Here is a 19,144-nt window from a genome sequence, read left to right on the forward strand (position 1 = left end):
TGTAACGATTCAGTACAGAGCCACTCTTGCCTATAACTGCCGCCCATGCTTAGCTGACTAATAATTAGATTTTCCGTATTTTCAGTCTAACCGTGAGTGTTTTATGCCGTTAACCGATCAACATCGCTTTGGTATGCAACTGGCCCAGATGTCCCGTGGCTGGCGTGCCGAACTGGATCGTCGCCTCGCCGGGCTGGGCCTGTCGCAGGCGCGCTGGCTGGTGCTGCTGCATCTGGCGCGTTTTGAAGAGGCGCCGACCCAACGCGAACTGGCCCAGAGTGTCGGCGTCGAAGGCCCGACCCTGGCACGCTTGCTCGATAGTCTGGAGAACCAGGGACTGGTGCAACGCCAGTCCGTGATGGAAGACCGCCGGGCGAAAAAAATCGTGCTCTGTGCACCTGCCTTGCCCCTGATCGAACAAATCGAAACCATTGCCACGCAACTGCGTCACGAACTGTTCGAAGGTGTCGACGAGGCGGATCTGAAGGTGTGCATGCGCGTGCACGGGCACATTCTGGCCAACCTGGAAAAATCTTGAGGCACATCCCGACAGCGATTTTTTGAGAGATCGCGCTGAGCGGACTATAAGAACTACTGGGCAATATCGTGTTCGTACCGGATGTGCGAACGCATAGAAACCGGTTTTGCTTATTTAAGGGATGCTCATGCTCGCAAGTCGGCACGTGCTGCGCGGGGGCGCCAAATGGCTGCTGCTCGCTGGCGTATTCAGCTATTCGACCTGGTCGATGGCGTTGGGGTTGGGCGAAATCACTGTTCACTCAGCCCTCAATCAGCCGTTCAAGGCCGACATCGCGCTGGTCGATGTCGGTACGTTGACGCAAAACGATCTCTCGGCCAGCCTGGCTTCGGCGGATGAGTTCGGCCGGGCGGGCGTCGAGCGGGTGTTCTTTCTTAATGACCTCAAGTTCACTCCGATCCTGCGCGGCAGCCGCCAGATGATCCGGGTGACGTCCGGCAAACCGGTCAACGAACCTTTCCTGAATTTCCTCGTGCAGCTCGATCAACCCAACGGCCGTCTGCTGCGCGAGTACACGGTGTTGATCGATCCGCCGGGTTCGCCGGGCATCGTGCCCGCCACCGACGAGCCGGATCCGCGCCCGCAATCTTCTGAGTTTCCAACCGTCGAACCGGTTACCGCACCGCCCCAGGCTGCCCAAGGCAAACGCCCTGCGACGCCTGTGCCGCCAACGCCGGCGCCGCCTGCCAATGATGCGCAGGCCGAGCAACTGGCCGCCAGCGTGCTGCTCACCCAGCAACTGCAAAAGACCCTCGACGAACAGAACCTCAGGCTGCAAGAGCAGCAAGTGCAAATAGCCGACGGCAAGAAGCAGATTGAAGATTTGCAAACCCGCTTGGCCGAAGTGCAGAAAGCACCGCCACCGCCCGTGGTCGCTCCGGTTCCGGCCGCTGTTTCAGCCCCGGTCGAGGCGGCAGACGATGGCGTGAACTGGCCGCTGCTCGGCGGACTTCTATTGCTGCTGGGCGTGCTGGCTGCGTTGCTCATACGTCGCCGTCAGCAAGGTTCGACCGCAGATGGCACGCCGATGCCGCTATTGCCTGTGAGCGCCGAAGACAACGTTGATGAGCCTGAACTTCAACAATCTGTCGGTGCGCACGCGGCCGCCGATCATCGCGACGAACCCGGTGCCGGCGACGTGCTGGAGGCTGTGGGCATCTATCTGGCCTACGGCCGGCTCAGCGAAGCCGCCGGGCTGCTGCGCGATGCCTTGCACAAGGAGCCTGAACGCACCGATCTCGGTTTGCAGTTGCTGGAGGTTCTTGGGCGCCAGGGTGACAGCGCCGCTTACGAACAGCAGGAAAACCGCCTGCGTGCGCTTGGCGTCGATGAGCGCGAACTGATTGAAACCCGCGCTCGCCATCCCAAACTGGCAGGCGCCGCACCGGCGGCATTTGCAGCAACGCCAATCGCGCCTGAGCTGTCCGTGGCCACGGCAGCGACCGCAGCCGCGCCGCTTGCATCGTCGCCCGGCGCTCTCGAGGATGATTTCGAATTGAATCTGGGCGAGCTGTCGATGGATTCAAATTGGGATCTGAACGACAGCCGCACCGATTCCGCCGCACCGCCAATCGATGATCCAGAGCTGGGCACTAGCTTGTCAGTGCTGCCTGTCGATTTTGACCTGCCACAGGCTGCATCTGCTGAAGAAGCCGAACTTGAATGGATACCCGAACCCGACGCCCAGCCGCTCGACGATGACTTTCTCAATGAGTTCGGCGATCCCGAGCCGTCGCTGGTGCTGGAACCTTTGGATCTGCAACCACCCGAGTCCACCGAGACCGACACCGAGGCCGCCGGCAAGCTCGAACAGGCACAAACCTGCATCGACGATGGCGACATCGACAGCGCGATCGCGCTGCTCAATGAATTGCTCAGGGAAGGGGATGAGCCGTTGAAGCAGACGGCAAGGACGTTGTTGGCGGGGATTCGCTGAGCGCCAACGGATTTCGCGTTCATCCGAGACCGCTTTCGCGAGCAGGCTCGCTCCCACAATGGAATGCGCTCTCCCTGTGGGAGCGAGCCTGCTCGCGAAGGCGTCAGATCGGCCAACACCGTCTCAGGTCAGAACGTCTGCCCCAGATTCAGATAAACCGCCTGCTCATCCGCATCATTCAACCCATACGTGAAGTTCAACGGCCCCAGCGGCGTGTCGAAGCCGATAAACACACTCGCGGCGTTGATGTAGCCGCTGTCGAACTCATTGTCATTGTTCCACGCCCGACCGCGCTCCAGCGAGGCGCCGGCGTACAGCGGGAAGTCCAGCGGCAGGTACGAGCGCGGCGTCAGGCGGCGGTAGTACACGGCGCGCATCAGGCTGACATTCTGCCCGGACAACGCATCCTCACGGAATCCTGACAACTGCCGCGCGCCGCCGAGCAGGAAGCTTGAGGTCACCACATTGGCATCGTCCAGCGTCCGGCCGTAGCGCCCGCCGAGTATCAGCGTATCCGGCCCGTGGCTCATGGCCTTGTCGAAATTCAATTCCCACTGGCGATAGCGATTGTCTGAACCCAGGCCCGGTTCGAACTGGGCAAACGTCAGGCTGACGTCCTTGCCCTCGTGCGGAAAGTAGACGTTGTCCAGCGAGTCGTAGGAATACTTCACGGTATAGAAGCCTTCGTTGAAACTCTCGCTCGGCAGATCCTGATCGCCGATGCGTACGTCAGCCTTGCCCCAGGCCTGGCCGACGCCGAGTCGCACTTCACCGTTGTTGCCGATCTGCCGGCCGAGGTTGAGGCCGAAGCCGTAACGCTCGACCCGATACTGCGCGATCGGATCGTTATCCAGCACCGAGTCAACGTTCTGCGCCTCGAACGACCCGTAGGGCGCGACGAAGTAACGCGAGCCGACGTCCAGCGGCTGATAGAACTCGCTGTACAGCTCCTGCTTGTCGCCGATCTGCGCGCGGGTCAGCCATTCCGCACCGAGGCGGTTGATGCCGTTGACGCGATAACTGGCACCAAGGTTGAAAGCACTGTCGCCGCGCATGTCGTCCGACAGATTGAGGCCTACCCGCAAGTAATCGGTGCCGCTGCGCTTGCCGCTGGCACTGATGACCAAGGTGTGATCCTGGCCTTTGTGCACCACGCGGTAACGCACTTGATCGAAGTAATCGAGGCCGTACAGCGTGCCCATGTCCGAATGCAGGCGGCCCAGGTCCAGCGGCGCGCCGATCGGTTGGCGGATGTAATAGCGAATCACGTCATCGTCGACCTTCGAGTCATTTTCGACGCGGATCGCGGTGATGATCGGCGTGCGCTGGCCCGGCTGACGGGCGGCGTTCAGTTCCGCGTCCTGGGTTTGAGTCGGCTTGAGTTGCGCCAGCCGCGCATCGAGGATCCGCGTGGCGCGGTAACCGGCGTCGATCATCTCCTGAGCCTTGCCGAAATCGGTCACGCCGAACGCGGCCAGCGCAGGCTGGATCAACACGTCATTGGCATGCAGAGTCGCCAGTTGTTCTTCGGAGTTGCGCCGGGTCATCAAGGTGATCGACTGATTGAGCACATCGACTACTGTGGTCAGTTGCTTGCGATTGCGCAGAGGTGTGCCGATATCGACGACGATGGCGATGTCGACGCCCATCTCCCGCGCGACATCCAGCGGGATGTTGTCGGTCATGCCGCCGTCCACCAGCAGGCGCCCATCGAGCTCGACCGGGGCGAACACCGCCGGGATCGACATGCTCGCACGGATCACTTGCGGCAGGTGACCTTTGCGAAACACCACTTTTTCGCCATTGGCGATGTCAGTGGTCACGGCGCGAAACGGGATCGGCAGTTTGTCGAAGTCGCGGGTGTCGCTGGTGTGCGCCAACAGGCTTTCCAGCAACAGTGCGAGGTTCTGGCCCTGAATCACCCCCAATGGCAGGCCGAGACTGCCGTCGTCGCGGAAGCTGAGTTTCTGCTTCACCAGAAAATCGCGGTCGTCCTGCTTGCGTCGAAATGGCACGTCCTCACGCGGCGGCGCATCGGACAGCGCCGCTTGCCAGTCGATACTCAGGGCGAGTTTTTCCAGTTCGTCGACCTTGTAGCCCGAGGCGTACAGGCCGCCGACTACCGCGCCCATGCTGGTGCCAGCAATCGCGTCGATCCTGATGCCTTGTTCTTCCAGCGCCTTGAGCACGCCGATGTGCGCCAGCCCGCGCGCAGCGCCGCCGGACAGCACCAGGCCGACTTTCGGTCGTGGCGCTTCACTGGCGTGAACCAGCAGGGGAAGGAAACCAAGCAGCAGGCAGAACAGCAAACGGCGCATTGTGAGTCTCGGGGCAAGCGGTAAAGCCGGCTATTATAGCGGCGCCCTCTGCCTCAGGAGTTTCAGCGATCATGACCGTCGCCAAAGCCGAAGTTGTCATCACTTATTGCACTCAATGCCAGTGGCTGCTGCGCGCGGCGTGGCTGGCTCAGGAACTGCTCAGCACCTTCGCTGACGACTTGGGCAAAGTGTCGTTGGTGCCGGGCACCGGTGGGGTGTTTCATATCACTTGTGCGGGTGTGCAGATCTGGGAGCGCAAGACCGACGGTGGTTTCCCTGAGGCCAAGGTATTGAAGCAGCGAGTGCGCGATCAGATCGATCCTGACCGCGACCTCGGCCACAACGACCGCACTCAGTGAGAGGCGGCCTCGGCGGCGACGGTTGTCTTGTCGCTGCCGCCTGACATCCGCGCCGACACCACAATCGCGACGATGATCAACGCGCCACCGATGAGCATCCGCAGGGTCGGGGTTTCACTGAACAGCAGCCAGGCGAGGGTGATGCCGTAGACCGGCTCCATGGCGAACACCACTGCCGCCGTGCGTGCCTTGATCACCGCCAGACTGGCGACGAACAGGCTGTGCGCCACGCCCGTGCAGAACACTCCGAGCAGGGCGATCCACAACCAGTCCAGCGCTCGGACCTGACTCAACTGCGGCGCCGCGACCGGCAACAGACACAACGCCACGACGACGTTCTGGCACAACGCTGCCTGCACCGCCGGGATGCGCCCGGAACTGGCGCGGTTGGTCAGCGACAGCAGGGAAAACAGCAGGCCGGACAACACTGCCCAAAGCAAGCCGACGGTGGCGCCGCTGCCCAGATCAAATGCGGGCGTCACCAGCACCAGACCGATGCTGACCAATACCACCAGGACGATTTCATTGGCACGAATACGTTCGCGGAAGATCAGTCCTTCGAGAATCACCGTGAACGCCGGGAAACTGGCAAAGCCCAACGTGGCGATGGCCACCCCGGCGATCTTCACGGATATGAAGAAACTCACCCAGTGCCCGGCCAGCAACACGCCGCTGAGGGCGAGGCGCCGCCAGTCCACGGCCTGAAGTTTCTGCCAACCATGCTGGCTGGCGAAACGGGCAAAAAATGCCAGGGCGAGCACGGCGAAAGCTGCACGTCCAAATACGATCACAGCAGGGGATGCGGCAGCGAGTTTGCCGAACACACCGGTCAGGCCAAACATCAAAGCGCCGATATGCAGAGCGCCGAGGGCGGTACGCGGAGTCATTGCATTCCTTTTTTCAGGTTCAACTTCATGGGGCCATTGAACCGCGTCTCGGCCTACAAGTCTGTCGGCAGGCTATCGTCTTTTGTCGCAGGAATCGCGCCGGAGATGTCCGGGCGACGAGCCGAACTCACGTAGGACTGCGGCCGAGAACGCACTTTGCGAGCTGTAACCGACGCGACTGGCTACTTCACCAATCGGTAATGCAGTGTCGCGCAGCAGTTGCACCGCGAGATGCAGGCGTCGACTGCGGATGTAATCCATCGGCGTCTGTCCGCATTCGGCCATGAACCGAGCGTGCAGGCGCGCGCTGGACAACCCGGCCACGCGCGCCAGGTCGGCCACTTGCAGCGGATAGCCGGCGTATTGCTCGATGTGCGCATCCAGCGCGGCGTAGGGCAGGCGACGCGCGCCGAGTTCGGCAGGTTGCGCGTGATTGAGACTGGCCAGCAGCAACACTGCGCCTTGCTGCGCTATCAACGGATCGCTGACCGGACTGTTCGCCAGCCAGTTGACCAATTGGCTCTGCCCCGAGTCCAGCGACAGCCGCCCCGGATGATCGAGCAAGCGCCGACTGGCCTCGGCATGCGCGCCCAGCGACTCCTGCACCCATTGCCCTTCAGGGATGTCGAGCACCAGGCAGCTGCTGCCTTGGGGACTGTCGCAGGCATGATGAGCGCCGGACGGAACCACCACAACACTCTGCTGACGCACTTGGCTGCCACAGCCCTCGACCTCGAAATCCAGCGCACCGGACAGCCCGAACACCAACTGCGCGTGCTCGTGGCTGTGCACAATCAGGTCATGGGTGTACTGACGCAGGGTGAGGATCGGTCGCATGGCAGGTTGTCTCCGAAGTGGCCCTCAGTCTACACCGCCGTACGCCGGATGCGCTGTCACACGACTGACTCACGCTTGTCACGGTCAATTAACCCGGCGCGCGCAAGCTGGCGAAAACATCGCAGAGGGTTGCCCATGACCAGCGCCGAGCTCGCCAGACCCAGTCGCAAACAACGGGTGCGAACCCTGTGGATCTCCGATGTGCACCTGGGCACCCGGGATTGCCAGGCCGGGCACTTGTCGCAATTTCTCAAGGGCTACCACGCCGACAAGGTCTATCTGGTCGGTGACATCATCGACGGCTGGAAACTGCGCAGCGGCATGTACTGGCCGCAAGCGCACACCAACGTCATCCGCCGATTGCTGACCATGAGCAAGCGCGGCACCGAGGTGATCTACGTCACCGGCAACCATGACGAATTCCTGCGGCGCTATTCGAAGCTGATTCTGGGCAATATCCAGTTGGTCGACGAGGCGGTGCACGTTACCGCGGATGGCCGGCATTTGCTGGTGATCCACGGCGATCAGTTCGATGTGATCACTCGCTATCACCGCTGGCTGGCGTTTCTCGGCGACTCGGCCTACGAATTCACCCTGACGCTCAACCGCTGGCTCAATCACTGGCGCGCCCGGTATGGCTACGGTTACTGGTCGCTGTCGGCGTACCTGAAACACAAGGTCAAGACAGCGGTGAGTTTCATCAGCGACTTTGAAGAAGCCATCGCCCACGAGTGTGTGAAGCGCGAACTGCATGGCGTGGTTTGCGGGCATATCCACCATGCCGAAATTCGCAAGGTCGGTGGGGTGGACTATCTCAACTGCGGCGATTGGGTCGAGTCGTGCACGGCGTTGATCGAGCATTGGGACGGCACGATCGAGTTGTATCGACTGGCGGATGCGCAGGCGCGAGAGGCGGAGTTGAAAGCTGCCAAAGTTGCCGAGATCGCCTGAGCCAAAGATCACCCTGTGGGAGCGAGCCTGCTCGCGAAGGCGTAGTGTCAGACAAAGCTTATGTGCCTGATACAGCGCTTTCGCGAGCAGGCTCGCTCCCACATGTGTTCTCAGGCCGGGCTGTGTTCTTGCATCGCAGCCTGGTAGATCGAGTTCTTCGGCTGCGCAAACAGCCTTTCCATCATCGGCTCGAAGAAACTCAGCGGCAGCGTGTCATACGCCGGGTCAAAAGCCGCGGCGTCGTATTTGGCGCAGAATTCGGCCGTGGCCTGGAACTGCGGATGGTCCTTGAACTGCTCGCGCAAGTGCCGATCCATGCCCAGGTGATGAAAGAAGTAATAGCCCTGAAAAATGCCGTGCTTTTCCACCATCCACAGGTTTTCCGCATTCACGAACGGCTTGAGAATCGCTGCGGCGATGTCCGGATGATTGTAGGAACCGAGGGTGTCGCCAATGTCGTGCAACAGCGCGCAAACCACGTACTCCTCGTCACGCCCGTCGCGAAAGGCGCGGGTCGCGGTTTGCAACGAGTGGGTCAGGCGATCCACGGGGAAACCGCCAAAGTCGCCCTCAAGCAGTTTCAGGTGCGCAAGGATCCTCGACGGCAGTTGTCTGGCATAGGCACTGAAGTCGGCGGCGATGATCGCCCAGTCTTCCTCGGTGCCATCCTTCATATGGGTGAAGCGAGCATGGGCATTCATGGGCAGACCCTCATTCAGAACGCCACGCGACCGAGAATCATGTCGCGGTACATGACGAAATCGCCGAGCAGGCTGTACAGCGGATGCTGGAACGTCGCCGGGCGGTTTTTCTCGAAAAAGAAATGGCCGATCCAGGCAAAGCTGTAACCGGCCACAGGCAATGCCAGCAACAACAACCAGGCGCTCTTGGCGATGCTCAGGGCGAGAATGAAGATGACCAGAGAAGTGCCGATGAAATGCAGACGACGGCAGGTGCTGTTGCTGTGCTCGGCGAGGTAATAGGGGTAGAACTCGGCGAAGCTGTTGAACCGCTTGATGTTTTCCACGACCGCGCTCTCTGTGGTGATTGTTCTGGCGACAAGTTGTTCGGCGGGGAGCTTATTTGAGTCTAGAGTGATCATTGGCGTGGGCCAGTGACAATCGGCGCCACTTTAGTATCCTTCGCAAATAGGGCGGTTATCTGCAGCCCGTCATGTAAAAGAATAACAACCATGAGCGAACGAACGACTTCTGCAAGCTGGGCGATGGGGATTGTCAAAGCACTGGAGATGGACGGCCTGGATTGCCGGGTTCTGTTCAGGCAACTGGGGCTGGATTTCAGCGCCCTTGAAGATCCGGATGCACGCTTCCCGCAAGACTCCATGACCCGGCTCTGGCAGCGCGCGGTCGAGGTGTCCGGCAACCCGGCGATCGGCCTGAACATGGGCAAAGTGGTGCGCCCGGCCTCGTTTCATGTCGCCGGCTATGCGCTGATGTCGAGCAATACCCTGGCTGAAGGCTTCCAGCGTCTGGTGCGCTATCAACGCATCATTGCCGAAAGCGCTGACCTGAGCTTTCGCCTGCTCGACGAAGGTTACGCGCTGATTCTCACCGTGCACGGCGATCATCTGCCGCCGACCCGGCAGAGTGCCGAAGCGTCACTGGCCTGCGCGTTGGCGCTGTGCGGCTGGCTGACCGGGCGTCCGCTGCACCCGGTCAAAGTGTTGGTTCAGGGCGATCAGCCGACAAATCTGCAACCTTATAAAGAAGCGTTTCACGCACCGCTGGTGTTCAACGCGCCATACGACGCGTTGATCTTCGAACGGGCCGATATGGAGGCGCCGCTGCCGACCGCCAATGAAGCCATGGCGCTGTTGCATGATCGCTTTGCCGGGGAATATCTGGCGCGGTTCTCCGAGAGCCGCGTGACGCACCGGGCACGCCAGGTGCTGTGCCGTTTGTTGCCCCAGGGCGAACCCAAGCGCGACACCGTGGCGCAGACGCTGCACCTGTCGCAGCGCACTTTGCAGCGGCGCTTGCAGGAGGAGGGCACCAGTTTTCAGCAGTTGCTCGACGACACCCGGCGCGAGCTGGCTGAGCAATATCTGGCGCAACCGAGCATGACCTTGCTGGAAATCGCCTACCTGCTGGGCTTTGCCGACCCGAGCAACTTCTTCCGCGCTTTTCGCCGCTGGTTCGACACCACACCCGGCGAATACCGCTTGCGCCTGACGCAGGTGCCGGACGCAGTCAATGACGCCAGAACGCCGGAATACACAGCACAAACACCGTAATGATCTCCAGTCGGCCGAGCAGCATGCCGAACGACAGAATCCACTTCGCCGCATCCGGCAACGTCGCGAAGTTGCCGGCCGGGCCGATGGTTTCGCCCAGACCCGGGCCGACGCCGGACACGGTGCTGGCGGCACCGGTCAGTGCGGTCATCCAGTCGACTCCGAGCAGCGACAGCAGCAGCGCGATCACGCAGATGGTGATGGCGAAGAAGAACGAGAAAGTCAGGATCGAACGGACAATTTCTTCGTCGAGACGGTGACCGTTGTACTTCTGTTTGATCACCGCGCGCGGGTGGATGAGCTGATTGAGGTTGGCCTTGAGCAGGATGTAGGCGACCTGGAAACGGAAAATCTTGATCCCGCCCGCCGTCGAACCTGAGCAGCCGCCGACAAAGCCCAGATAGAAAAACAGCATCAGCGAGAAGTTGCCCCACAGGCTGTAGTCACCGAGGGCGAAGCCGGTGGTAGTGACTACCGAGGTCACGTTCAGCGCCACATGCCGCAGCGCTTCCAGCCAATGCAGCTTGGTGGTCCACCAATACCAGGTGCCGAGCACCAGCCAGGTCACCAGCAACATCGCCAGCAAACCCTGCACCTGTTGATCCCTGATCAACGCACGGCGGTTACCGCGCAGCGTCGCCACGTACAGGGTGAACGGCAGGCTGCCGAGGATCATGATGACAATCGCCACCCAATGAACTGCCGGTTGCGTCCACTTGGCCAGCGACTGGTCAGAGGTCGAGAAACCACCGGTGGAAATCGCCGACATCGCGTGGTTGATCGCATCGAACGGGCTCATCCCGGCCCACCAGAACGCCAGGCTGCCGAGAATGGTGATGCCGACGTAGGCCGCCACAATCAACCGCGCCACCATGTGCGAACGCGGCATGACCTTCTCCGAGCGGTCCGAGGATTCGGTCTGGAACAGGCGCATGCCACCGATGCGCAGCAGCGGCAGAATCGCCACCGCCATGCCGATGAAGCCGATGCCGCCGATCCAGTGCAGCAGCGACCGCCACATCAGAATCCCCGGCGACATGTTGTCCAGGCCGTTGAGCACCGTGGAACCGGTGGCGGTGATGCCGGACATGCTTTCGAAGAACGAGTCGGTGTAGCTGATGTGCTGGGTCAGCAGAAACGGCAGCGCGGCGAAAATGCACACTACCAGCCAGCTGCTGACCGTCAGCAGATACATGTCGCGCGGGCGCAGGTGAATGTGTTCCGGTCTGCCGGGTATCACCAGAGCGAGGCCGGCGACAAAGGTGATCATGCTCGCCCAGAGGAACGACGGCAGATCGCTGGTGCGCTCGAAAATCACCAGCGTGGCCATCGGCACGACCATGGCCACAGCCAGGGTTATCAGGAAGATGCCGATGATAAAACCAATGATCCGTAAGGTCGGCAACGCCATGAAATCCGCTCGGGCTGATTGAACAAGGGCGCCATTCTACCTGTGGGGCAAGGCATGTAAACCGGCAGGCGTTGCGCAGTTGCAGCTAGAATAGCTGCACATTTTTCAAAGGAGGTGGCCGATGCAGGCTCTCGACGCGTTGCTCAACCGTGTTTCCGTTCCCCGCCTGGTCGAACCGGCCCCTACTGCCGAGCAGCGCGAAGCCCTGTTCGGCGCGGCCTTGCGTGCCCCGGATCACGGGCACTTGCAGCCGTACCGCTTTTTGACCGTCGAAGGCGCAGCGCGTGAGCAAATGGGCGAGTTGCTGGCCGAGGCGGCCCGCCAGCAGGGCGGTGAAGTCACCGACGCGATGATCGACAAGGCGCGCAACGGCCCACTGCGCGCGCCGCTGGTGGTTGTGGTCATCGCGAAATTGCAGGAACACGTGAAATACCCGAAGGCCGAGCAACTGCTCACGGCCGGCTGTGCGGCCCACGGGATTTTGCTCGCGGCGTATGCGCAGGGGATTGGCGCGGTGTGGCGCACCGGGGATCTGGCGTACTCCAAGCATGTGGCCGAAGGCCTGGGGCTGGTGGAAGGCGAGGAGGTGATCGCGTTCCTCTATCTCGGCACGCCGCAGAAAGAGCCGCGCGTGGCGGAGAAGGTTGATCTGGCTGAGTTCGTCAGCGCCTGGCCAGGTAAGGTCTGAAGATCAAAAAGCCCCTCACCCTAACCCTCTCCCAGAGGAAGAGGGGACTGATTGGGGGATGCTTTGGAATTACACCGACCTGAGCGTCCTTCGCTGAATCCAGCGTCGGGATACCGGACGTCTGGTTTCTGCGAATCCATAAGGTCGATGCACAACGGCAGACAACTCGCTCGGCCCCCTCTCCCTCCGGGAGAGGGTTGGGGTGAGGGGCTTTTTCAGGGCTGGACCACGACTCCCGGTACCAGCGGCAATTCCAGACTCGCCACAAAGCCGCCCTGCGGATGATTGGCCAGCGTCAGCGTGCCGCCATGCCGTTCTGCCGCGCGTTTGGCGATCGCCAGCCCCAGGCCATGCCCGGCAGCGGTCTGCCCCGGCGCGCGATAAAACGGTTCAGCCAACTGGCTCAGATGTTCCGCCTGTACCCCCGGCCCATGGTCGCGCACGCTGATGACAATCCGCTCTCCCTGCCGCGCAGCCTGCAATTCGATCGGCTGATCGCTCGGGTTGAAGCGCTGGGCGTTGCGCAGCAGATTATCCACGGCGCGCTCGATCATCGTCGGCCAGCCTTTGAGATTCAGTTGTGACTCAGCTTGCAGGCGCACGGTCTGCTCGGGGGAGCTGAGCTGCGCATCCTTTTGCAGCGTGGCGAGCAACGCATTCAGGTCCACTTCTTCAGCGCTGGCGTTGTCGGCATCGACTCGCGCCAGCACCAGAATTTCACTGATCAACGCCTCCAGCCGATCGCATTCGCGGGTCAGGCGTGGCCACAATTTCTCGCGCTCTTGCGGGTTGGCACGCTCGGCCAAAGCCAACGCGATGCGCAGGCGCGCCAGTGGTGAGCGCAGTTCGTGGGAGACATCGCGCAGCAACTGGCGCTGACTGCCGATGAGGCTTTGCAGGCGCGCGCCCATGCGGTTGAAATCGGTGGCCAGCACGCCGAATTCGTCACGGCGGTTGGCCAGTTTCGCCAGACTGTTCTGCTGATAAGTCGTCTGCCCCAGATCATGCACCGCGCCGCGCAAGCGACTGAGCGGGCGGGTGATGGAGAAAGTCACGAGCAAACTGAACAGGGTCAGCACCACCAGCGCAATACCCAGCGCACTCAGTGGCCAGAGCAGACTTTCGCGGTGCCAGGCGTCGAGTTCCGGGTGCGGGATGCGGTAGATGAACAGGTAGGTGTCACCGGTTTTTTCGCTGGTGATTTCGTCGGTCAGGCGCCGCCACGGCAGGCGGCGATCGTCGTTGTTCTGCCGCGCCTCGAATGCTGCGGCCCGGCGCGGGAAGGTGCCACGCACCACCGGATCGCCGGTTTCGTTGAGCACTTGAACGTCGATGTGATACTGGCGTTTACGTTGTTCGAGGATGTCCTGGGCGGCTTCCTCGCCTTGGGCTTCGTAAGTCTGCGTCCATTCTGCGGCCAGCGTGTTGAGGCCGGGATGGCGGCTGAGAATCCACGCGTCCTGATTGAGCATGTGCCCGAGCAGGATCGACAGCCCGGCTACCAGAGCGATGGCCAGCCAGAAGCTCGCAAGAATCCGCCAGAACAGTGAACGCACAGAAAATCCTCGAAAATTACACCGTTCAAATGTGGGAGCGAGCCTGCTCGCGAAGGCGTAGTGTCAGTCAATCCATCGCTGGCTGATACACCGCCTTCGCGAGCAGGCTCGCTCCCACATTTGATTTGAATGGAACAGGCCCGACGAGGTAAGTCGTCGGGCCCAGGGTCAAGCCATTATTGCGCCTTTGGTGCCTGCTGCGCTTTCCAGGCCTTGAACTCGGCCCACTCGGCGCGGCGTTCGGCGCGTTTCTTCTGGATTTCGTCGAACTGCTTCTGTTGCTCGGGCTTAAGCAGTGCGCGGACATCGGACTCGGCTTTCTTGTGGTTGGCCGCGATCTCGTCCTTCATGGCTTTCTGGTCGGCCGGCGAGAGTTTTTCCAGGTACTTGTCGACCACCTGCTTACGCTCGTGCATCTGCTCGCCCATGATCTTGCGAATCTGCTCGCGTTGTTCGCGGGTCAGGTCGAGCTGGCTGTACGGACCTTTGCCGTGCATGCCGCCGTGCATCTGACCGCCGTGGCGCGGGCCATCCAGCGGACCACCCAGCGGACCGCCATCCTGCGGCATGGCCATGGCCACGGTTGGCAGAGCGGCAGCGAACATCAGAGCGATAAGAGTCTTGCGCATGGTGTATCTCCTTGTCTCGTTCCCGGTACGTTCCGGATGAGTGCAGATTACGCAGATCAAGGTCAACGGCGGTCAGCGCAGCGTAAAGCTTCGGTAAAGACGTTTCGTGCCCGGCCTTACACATATCCAGTGCAGGAGGTGCTGAAGGCTGCGATCTGATCGTTCCCACGCTCTGCGTAGGAATGCAGCCGAGGACGCTCTGCGTCCTGCAGCCTGAAGATCGCCGCCTTGGGCAGCTCGTACACGGAACAAGATGGTTTTACAGGCTGTAGTAGTAACCACGGCTACGCAGCGCGACGATGCGTGGGCGGCCGTCGGGGTGGGGGCCGATTTTTTTGCGCAGGTTGCTGACGTGCATGTCGAGGCTGCGGTCGTACAGGGTCAGCTTGCGGCCGAGGGCCAGTTGCGCCAGTTCCTGTTTGTCCAGCGGCTCGCCCGGCTGTTTGAGCAGGGCTTCGAGCAGGCGGCTTTCGGAGACGGTCAGGGTCAGTTCTTTTTCGTCGATGCTGACCACGCCGCGCACCGGGCTGAAACTCAGGTCGCCCAGCTCGAGCTGCGTCGAAACGGCTGCCGGGTGGCTGCGGCGCAACACGGCACGCAGGCGCGCGGTCAGTTCGCGGGGGTCGCAGGGTTTGGCCAGATAATCGTCGGCACCCAGCTCGAGGCCGAGGATGCGGTCCAGCGGTTCGCCACGCGCTGACAGCATCAGCACCGGCAAGTCCGCGTGGTCGTTGCGCAGTTGTTTGAGCAGTTCCAGACCGCTGCCGTCGGGCAGCATTACGTCGAGCACCACCGCCGCCGGGGCGGTTTCGGCCAACGCCTTGCGGGCGCTCTGGCCATCGTGGCAGGCGCGCACCTGGAAGCCTTCCTGGCTCAACCAGCTACTCAGGAGTTCGCACAACTCCTGGTCATCATCAATCAATAACAGCTCGCTCATGACTCACTCAATTTAGCCATTGCCGACGTTTTCGGCTTGCACCGCTGGCAAAGATACCGCAGAGCAGCGCCAATAGCGCTACTCCAGCGCCAGTGACGAACCACTGCTGTTGATCGGTCAGCAAACGCGGCAGCGGGCTGGCCTGGGCTTCCTTGAGTTGCAGCTTCAGACGCTGGTTCTCCTGGCGCAGCCGGGCGAGCTGGGCGCTTTCGCGGGTGTTGTCGGCATTTTGCAGTTGTTTGTTCAGTTCTTCGCGCTGCTGCTCACTGGCCTTGAGCCGCTGTTGCAGCTCGGTGATCTGGCTGCCGGCGCTCAATGACAATGGCGTGGAGCTGCCGCTTTCGGTGGTTTCCTCACCATGGGCGGGGGCCATGATCGACAACGTGAGCAACATCAGACACAACGGACCCTTGCGCATCGCGACACCTGTTTCCAAATGGATATTGGGCAGGTTGTCGGCAGGCAAACGAGAATAATGAGCGATTGAGAGCGCGATGAACCGAGAAGGTTCATCGCGTGGAAGGACTTAAGGCAGGACTTGCTTGAACGGCTTGACGATCACATTGGCGTAAACGCCAGCGGCGATGTACGGGTCGGCATCGGCCCAGGCCTGAGCGGCGCTGAGGGAGTCGAACTCGGCGACGATCAGGCTGCCGGTGAATCCCGCTGCACCCGGATCATTGCTGTCGACCGCCGGGTGCGGGCCGGCCAGCACGATGCGGCCTTCGCCCTTGAGCGCTTGCAGGCGTTCCAGATGCGCCGGGCGCGCGGACAGGCGAGCTTCGAGCGAGTTGGCAACGTCGGTGGCAATGATGGCGTAGAGCATGTCAGTCCTCGGTTTTTGGCGTTGTGGTATCGGTGTCATGCAGATGGCGCGACAGGTAGACGCCCTGTGCGACCAGGAACAGCACGGTCATGCCCAGGCTGCCGAACACCTTGAAGTCGACCCAGATGCTCTGAAAGGTGAAAGCGACGAACAGGTTGGCGGCGCCGCAGAACAGGAAGAACGCGATCCAGGCGATGTTCAGGCGGGTCCAGACCGGGTCCGGCAGGGTCAGCGCGTGACCCATGATGCGTTTGATCAGCAAGCGATCGCCGATGAAGTGGCTACCGATGAACGCCGCAGCGAACAGCCAGTTGACCACCGGCGCTTTCCATTTCAGGAAGGTTTCGCTGTGGAAGGCCAGCGTCAGGCTGCCGAATACCAGACAGGCGATCAGCGTCAGCCACTGGCTCTTTTCCAGCTTGCGCTGCTTGATGAACAGCGCGCCGTACACCACCAGGGAACTGATGATCAGCATCGCCGTGGCGCTGTAGATACCGCCTACGGTCACTTGCTGGCCGGCAATGTCGACGACCCGTGGATCAAGTTTGTAAACGATGAAGAACAGCAGAAGCGGGATGAAATCGATGAATTGTTTCACAGTGAGAGCCAGAAGCTGGATGTGGCGGCATAATAACAAACATATGGGCGCGCGATAGCGCCAGCTGATTTGAGGTTACAACTCCCCGTGAATGTTGATTTGCACTGCCACAGCACGGCCTCCGACGGCGCCCTGGCGCCTGCGGTTCTGGTTGCGCGAGCGTTCGAAAACGGCGTGCGAGTCCTGGCGTTGACCGACCACGACACCCTCGAAGGCCTCGCCGAAGCGCGTACGGCGGCCACCGAGTTGGGCATGCAACTGGTCAACGGCGTCGAATTGTCCTGCACCTGGGGCGGGGCGACCATTCATGTGCTGGGCTACGGTTTCGACGTCAACGCTGCGCCGTTGGTCGAAGCGATCGCCAAATTGCACGATGGCCGCTGGCTGCGGTCGGAAGAAATAAGCCGCAAGCTCGCCCTCAAGGGCATGCCCGGTGCCCTCGACGGCGCCCGGCAGATCCAGCAGGAACTGGGTGACAGCGGCAACGCGCCGGCCCGGCCGCATTTCGCCGACTGGATGGTGCGTGAAGGTTATGTAAAGGATCGCGCCGAGGCATTTCGCAAATGGCTCGGCGCCGGCAAACTCGGCGACGTCAAACTGCACTGGCCGACCCTGGAAGACACCGTCGGCACCCTGCGCGCCGCCGGAGCCTGGGTCAGCCTGGCGCATCCATGGCACTACGATTTCACCCGTAGCAAGCGCCGAAAGCTGATTGCCGACTATATTCAAGCAGGCGGGCATGCTATCGAGGTGGTCAATGGCCATCAGCCCGCAGAACAGGTGGGCAGCCTGGCGATCCTTGCCCGTGAGTTCGGTCTGCTGGTCAGCGCCGGCAGTGACTTCCATGGCCCTGGCGGCTGGTCCGAGATCGGCCAGTACCGGCCGGTTCCCGAGGACCTTCCACCCCTGTGGTGTCGGTTCAAACATGACACAGATATTGCCGCCGTCTGAACAGGTAGAGAATGTGAGTCAATTTTTCCAGATACATCCGGAAAACCCGCAAGCGCGCCTGATCAAACAGGCGGTCGAGATCATCCGCAAAGGCGGGGTGGTGATTTATCCCACGGACTCGTCCTACGCCATTGGTTGCCAGATCGGCGACAAGACCGCCATCGAGCGTGTGCGACGTCTGCGTCAGCTCGATGAAAAGCACAACTTCGCGCTGATCTGCAGCGACCTGTCGCAACTGGGCAATTACGCCAAGATCGACACCGGCACCTTCCGCATTCTCAAGGCGCACCTGCCGGGGCCTTACACCTTTATTCTCAACGCCACCCGCGAAGTGCCGCGCCTGTTGCTGCATCCGAAAAAACGCACCATCGGCCTGCGCGTGCCAAGCCATCCGATCGCGCTGGCGCTGCTGGCCGAACTCGGCGAGCCGCTGATGAGCGTGACGCTGATCATGCCCGGCGATGAAGACCCACTTACCGATCCCTACGAAGTGCGCCAGTTGCTCGAGCACCAGGTCGATCTGATCATCGACGGCGGCTTCGGCGGCATCAAAGCCTCGACGGTGATTGACCTGACTGGCGACGACCCGGAAGTGGTCCGCGTCGGTTGCGGCGATCCGACGCCGTTCATGGTCGAGGCCTGAATGTCCGCAGTGGAAACCGTGGTCGATCCCCAGGCCGGCGCCCAGCAGGAACTGCCGTTCGCGATGGTCTATGGTCAGGCGGTCATGGAAATGCCGCTGGACCTGTACATCCCGCCGGATGCGCTGGAAGTTTTTCTTGAAGCCTTCGAAGGCCCGCTCGACCTGCTGCTGTACCTGATCCGCAAACAGAACATCAATATCCTCGACATCCCGGTGGCGGAAATCACCCGCCAGTACATGGGCTATGTCGAGTTGATGCAATCGGTGCGCTTGGAACTGGCTGCCGAATATCTGGTGATGGCGGCGATGCTCGCCGAGATCAAGTCGCGCATGCTTCTGCCGCGCGCTGAAACCGTCGAAGATGAAGAAGACGATCCACGCGCCGAACTGATCCGCCGCTTGCAGGAATACGAGCGTTTCAAGGCTGCTGCCGAAGGTATCGATGGGTTGAGCCGGGTCGGCCGCGATGTGATCGTGCCCAAGCTCGACGCCCTGGAAGCGCGGGCGCGCAAGCTGTTGCCCGACGTCGCGCTGGAAGAGATTCTGATGTGCATGGCCGAGGTGCTGCGCCGTGGCGACATGTTCGAAAGCCACCAGGTCAGTCGCGAAGCGCTGTCCACCCGCGAACGCATGAGCGATGTGCTGGAACGGCTCAAGGGCGGCGGCTTCGTGCCGTTTGTCGAGCTGTTCACCGCTGAAGAAGGCCGCCTGGGTGTGGTGGTGACCTTCATGGCGATCCTTGAACTGGTCAAGGAGTCCTTGGTCGAGCTGGTGCAGAATGAGCCGTTCGCCGCGATCCACGTGCGAGCCCGAGCCGAATAACGA

The 19,144-nt window shown here is 61.4% G+C and carries 21 protein-coding genes; 9 read left to right on the forward strand and 12 right to left on the reverse strand.

All coding sequences use genetic code 11. The annotated features are described in order from the left end of the window. Nucleotides 1-103: 103 nt before the first annotated feature. Together AB4O12_RS01700 and AB4O12_RS01705 are read left to right on the forward strand one after the other, a co-directional pair. Nucleotides 104-538 (forward strand): MarR family transcriptional regulator, encoded by a 435-nt coding sequence (locus tag AB4O12_RS01700; RefSeq protein WP_016771142.1) that lies wholly within the window; start codon nucleotides 104-106, stop codon nucleotides 536-538. A gap of 127 nt (nucleotides 539-665) precedes the next feature. After that, entirely contained in the window at nucleotides 666-2,474 is a 1,809-nt protein-coding gene (locus AB4O12_RS01705) for a FimV/HubP family polar landmark protein (RefSeq protein ID WP_460060219.1), read from the forward strand. A gap of 128 nt (nucleotides 2,475-2,602) precedes the next feature. Here AB4O12_RS01705 and AB4O12_RS01710 read toward each other — a convergent pair whose 3' ends face one another. Then, nucleotides 2,603-4,792, reverse strand: coding sequence for a patatin-like phospholipase family protein (locus AB4O12_RS01710; RefSeq protein WP_150636611.1), 2,190 nt, complete (start codon nucleotides 4,790-4,792; stop codon nucleotides 2,603-2,605). A 71-nt stretch (nucleotides 4,793-4,863) separates the two neighbouring features. Here AB4O12_RS01710 and AB4O12_RS01715 point away from each other — a divergent pair, with 71 nt between their 5' ends. Next, the gene (locus tag AB4O12_RS01715) at nucleotides 4,864-5,151 is read left to right on the forward strand and encodes an Rdx family protein (RefSeq protein ID WP_076566525.1); all 288 of its coding nucleotides are present in this window, start codon (nucleotides 4,864-4,866) and stop codon (nucleotides 5,149-5,151) included. On the opposite strand, the gene AB4O12_RS01720 is transcribed toward AB4O12_RS01715, so the two are convergent. Together AB4O12_RS01720 and AB4O12_RS01725 are read right to left on the reverse strand one after the other, a co-directional pair. Then, nucleotides 5,145-6,038: a DMT family transporter gene (locus AB4O12_RS01720; protein WP_095180689.1), complete on the reverse strand. Its 894-nt coding sequence runs from the start codon at nucleotides 6,036-6,038 to the stop codon at nucleotides 5,145-5,147. The two genes, AB4O12_RS01715 and AB4O12_RS01720, sit on opposite strands and share 7 nt — an antisense overlap. Before the next feature lie 72 nt (nucleotides 6,039-6,110). Beyond that, on the reverse strand, nucleotides 6,111-6,875 hold the full coding sequence (locus AB4O12_RS01725) for an AraC family transcriptional regulator (protein ID WP_258707765.1): 765 nt from the start codon (nucleotides 6,873-6,875) through the stop codon (nucleotides 6,111-6,113). 135 nt (nucleotides 6,876-7,010) lie between these two features. Here AB4O12_RS01725 and AB4O12_RS01730 point away from each other — a divergent pair, with 135 nt between their 5' ends. After that, a complete protein-coding gene (locus tag AB4O12_RS01730; protein ID WP_460060221.1) occupies nucleotides 7,011-7,826 on the forward strand; it encodes a UDP-2,3-diacylglucosamine diphosphatase in 816 nt (271 codons plus the stop codon). Nucleotides 7,827-7,936: 110 nt separating this feature from the next. On the opposite strand, the gene AB4O12_RS01735 is transcribed toward AB4O12_RS01730, so the two are convergent. Further along, a complete protein-coding gene (locus tag AB4O12_RS01735) occupies nucleotides 7,937-8,527 on the reverse strand; it encodes an HD domain-containing protein (protein ID WP_252887487.1) in 591 nt (196 codons plus the stop codon). A 14-nt stretch (nucleotides 8,528-8,541) separates the two neighbouring features. Beyond that, complete coding sequence (locus AB4O12_RS01740; protein ID WP_056783725.1) at nucleotides 8,542-8,853, reverse strand: Mpo1-like protein; 312 nt, start codon at nucleotides 8,851-8,853, stop codon at nucleotides 8,542-8,544. Nucleotides 8,854-9,018: 165 nt separating this feature from the next. Here AB4O12_RS01740 and AB4O12_RS01745 point away from each other — a divergent pair, with 165 nt between their 5' ends. Then, a complete protein-coding gene (locus AB4O12_RS01745) occupies nucleotides 9,019-10,080 on the forward strand; it encodes an AraC family transcriptional regulator (protein WP_202947690.1) in 1,062 nt (353 codons plus the stop codon). On the opposite strand, the gene AB4O12_RS01750 is transcribed toward AB4O12_RS01745, so the two are convergent. Continuing rightward, entirely contained in the window at nucleotides 10,037-11,491 is a 1,455-nt protein-coding gene (locus AB4O12_RS01750) for a TrkH family potassium uptake protein (protein WP_024012066.1), read from the reverse strand. The genes AB4O12_RS01745 and AB4O12_RS01750 overlap by 44 nt on opposite strands. A gap of 121 nt (nucleotides 11,492-11,612) precedes the next feature. On the opposite strand from AB4O12_RS01750, the gene AB4O12_RS01755 reads away from it, so the two are divergent. After that, a complete protein-coding gene (locus tag AB4O12_RS01755; RefSeq protein WP_056783730.1) occupies nucleotides 11,613-12,179 on the forward strand; it encodes a nitroreductase family protein in 567 nt (188 codons plus the stop codon). 215 nt (nucleotides 12,180-12,394) lie between these two features. On the opposite strand, the gene AB4O12_RS01760 is transcribed toward AB4O12_RS01755, so the two are convergent. From AB4O12_RS01760 to AB4O12_RS01785, 6 genes are all read right to left on the reverse strand, one after another. After that, nucleotides 12,395-13,735, reverse strand: coding sequence for a sensor histidine kinase (locus AB4O12_RS01760; RefSeq protein ID WP_460060222.1), 1,341 nt, complete (start codon nucleotides 13,733-13,735; stop codon nucleotides 12,395-12,397). A gap of 176 nt (nucleotides 13,736-13,911) precedes the next feature. After that, nucleotides 13,912-14,364, reverse strand: a complete 453-nt coding sequence (locus AB4O12_RS01765) for a Spy/CpxP family protein refolding chaperone (protein ID WP_310214903.1) — start codon at nucleotides 14,362-14,364, stop codon at nucleotides 13,912-13,914. Nucleotides 14,365-14,623: 259 nt separating this feature from the next. After that, entirely contained in the window at nucleotides 14,624-15,301 is a 678-nt protein-coding gene (locus AB4O12_RS01770; RefSeq protein WP_016771129.1) for a response regulator transcription factor, read from the reverse strand. Between the two features lie 7 nt (nucleotides 15,302-15,308). Beyond that, nucleotides 15,309-15,719 carry a translation initiation factor 2 gene (locus AB4O12_RS01775; RefSeq protein ID WP_016771128.1) on the reverse strand — a complete coding sequence of 137 codons (411 nt, stop codon included), beginning with the start codon at nucleotides 15,717-15,719 and terminating at the stop codon, nucleotides 15,309-15,311. A 108-nt stretch (nucleotides 15,720-15,827) separates the two neighbouring features. Next, nucleotides 15,828-16,127, reverse strand: a complete 300-nt coding sequence (locus AB4O12_RS01780; protein WP_016771127.1) for a YciI family protein — start codon at nucleotides 16,125-16,127, stop codon at nucleotides 15,828-15,830. Nucleotide 16,128: 1 nt separating this feature from the next. Beyond that, nucleotides 16,129-16,725: a septation protein A gene (locus AB4O12_RS01785; RefSeq protein WP_024012071.1), complete on the reverse strand. Its 597-nt coding sequence runs from the start codon at nucleotides 16,723-16,725 to the stop codon at nucleotides 16,129-16,131. An 87-nt stretch (nucleotides 16,726-16,812) separates the two neighbouring features. On the opposite strand from AB4O12_RS01785, the gene AB4O12_RS01790 reads away from it, so the two are divergent. The 3 genes from AB4O12_RS01790 (at nucleotide 16,813) to AB4O12_RS01800 (ending at nucleotide 19,141) form a co-directional block, all read left to right on the forward strand. Next, nucleotides 16,813-17,676, forward strand: a complete 864-nt coding sequence (locus AB4O12_RS01790; RefSeq protein WP_039761090.1) for a PHP domain-containing protein — start codon at nucleotides 16,813-16,815, stop codon at nucleotides 17,674-17,676. Between the two features lie 13 nt (nucleotides 17,677-17,689). Further along, nucleotides 17,690-18,319: an L-threonylcarbamoyladenylate synthase gene (locus AB4O12_RS01795; protein ID WP_460060223.1), complete on the forward strand. Its 630-nt coding sequence runs from the start codon at nucleotides 17,690-17,692 to the stop codon at nucleotides 18,317-18,319. Nucleotides 18,320-18,442: 123 nt separating this feature from the next. Next, nucleotides 18,443-19,141, forward strand: a complete 699-nt coding sequence (locus AB4O12_RS01800) for a segregation and condensation protein A (protein ID WP_460062363.1) — start codon at nucleotides 18,443-18,445, stop codon at nucleotides 19,139-19,141. Nucleotides 19,142-19,144 lie beyond the last annotated feature (3 nt).

The sequence above is a fragment of the Pseudomonas sp. S2_A05 genome, assembly GCF_054668485.1.

Excerpts from the sequence above, each read along its gene's own strand:
- AB4O12_RS01765 (WP_310214903.1), bottom strand. The coding sequence starts at position 14,364 with ATGCGCAAGACTCTTATCGCTCTGATGTTCGCTGCCGCTCTGCCAACC.
- AB4O12_RS01755 (WP_056783730.1), top strand. The coding sequence starts at position 11,613 with ATGCAGGCTCTCGACGCGTTGCTCAACCGTGTTTCCGTTCCCCGCCTG.
- AB4O12_RS01720 (WP_095180689.1), bottom strand. The coding sequence starts at position 6,038 with ATGACTCCGCGTACCGCCCTCGGCGCTCTGCATATCGGCGCTTTGATG.
- AB4O12_RS01715 (WP_076566525.1), top strand. The coding sequence starts at position 4,864 with ATGACCGTCGCCAAAGCCGAAGTTGTCATCACTTATTGCACTCAATGC.
- AB4O12_RS01705 (WP_460060219.1), top strand. The coding sequence starts at position 666 with ATGCTCGCAAGTCGGCACGTGCTGCGCGGGGGCGCCAAATGGCTGCTG.
- AB4O12_RS01750 (WP_024012066.1), bottom strand. The coding sequence starts at position 11,491 with ATGGCGTTGCCGACCTTACGGATCATTGGTTTTATCATCGGCATCTTC.
- AB4O12_RS01710 (WP_150636611.1), bottom strand. The coding sequence starts at position 4,792 with ATGCGCCGTTTGCTGTTCTGCCTGCTGCTTGGTTTCCTTCCCCTGCTG.
- AB4O12_RS01725 (WP_258707765.1), bottom strand. The coding sequence starts at position 6,875 with ATGCGACCGATCCTCACCCTGCGTCAGTACACCCATGACCTGATTGTG.
- AB4O12_RS01745 (WP_202947690.1), top strand. The coding sequence starts at position 9,019 with ATGAGCGAACGAACGACTTCTGCAAGCTGGGCGATGGGGATTGTCAAA.
- AB4O12_RS01700 (WP_016771142.1), top strand. The coding sequence starts at position 104 with ATGCCGTTAACCGATCAACATCGCTTTGGTATGCAACTGGCCCAGATG.
- AB4O12_RS01770 (WP_016771129.1), bottom strand. The coding sequence starts at position 15,301 with ATGAGCGAGCTGTTATTGATTGATGATGACCAGGAGTTGTGCGAACTC.
- AB4O12_RS01735 (WP_252887487.1), bottom strand. The coding sequence starts at position 8,527 with ATGAATGCCCATGCTCGCTTCACCCATATGAAGGATGGCACCGAGGAA.
- AB4O12_RS01775 (WP_016771128.1), bottom strand. The coding sequence starts at position 15,719 with ATGCGCAAGGGTCCGTTGTGTCTGATGTTGCTCACGTTGTCGATCATG.
- AB4O12_RS01730 (WP_460060221.1), top strand. The coding sequence starts at position 7,011 with ATGACCAGCGCCGAGCTCGCCAGACCCAGTCGCAAACAACGGGTGCGA.
- AB4O12_RS01780 (WP_016771127.1), bottom strand. The coding sequence starts at position 16,127 with ATGCTCTACGCCATCATTGCCACCGACGTTGCCAACTCGCTCGAAGCT.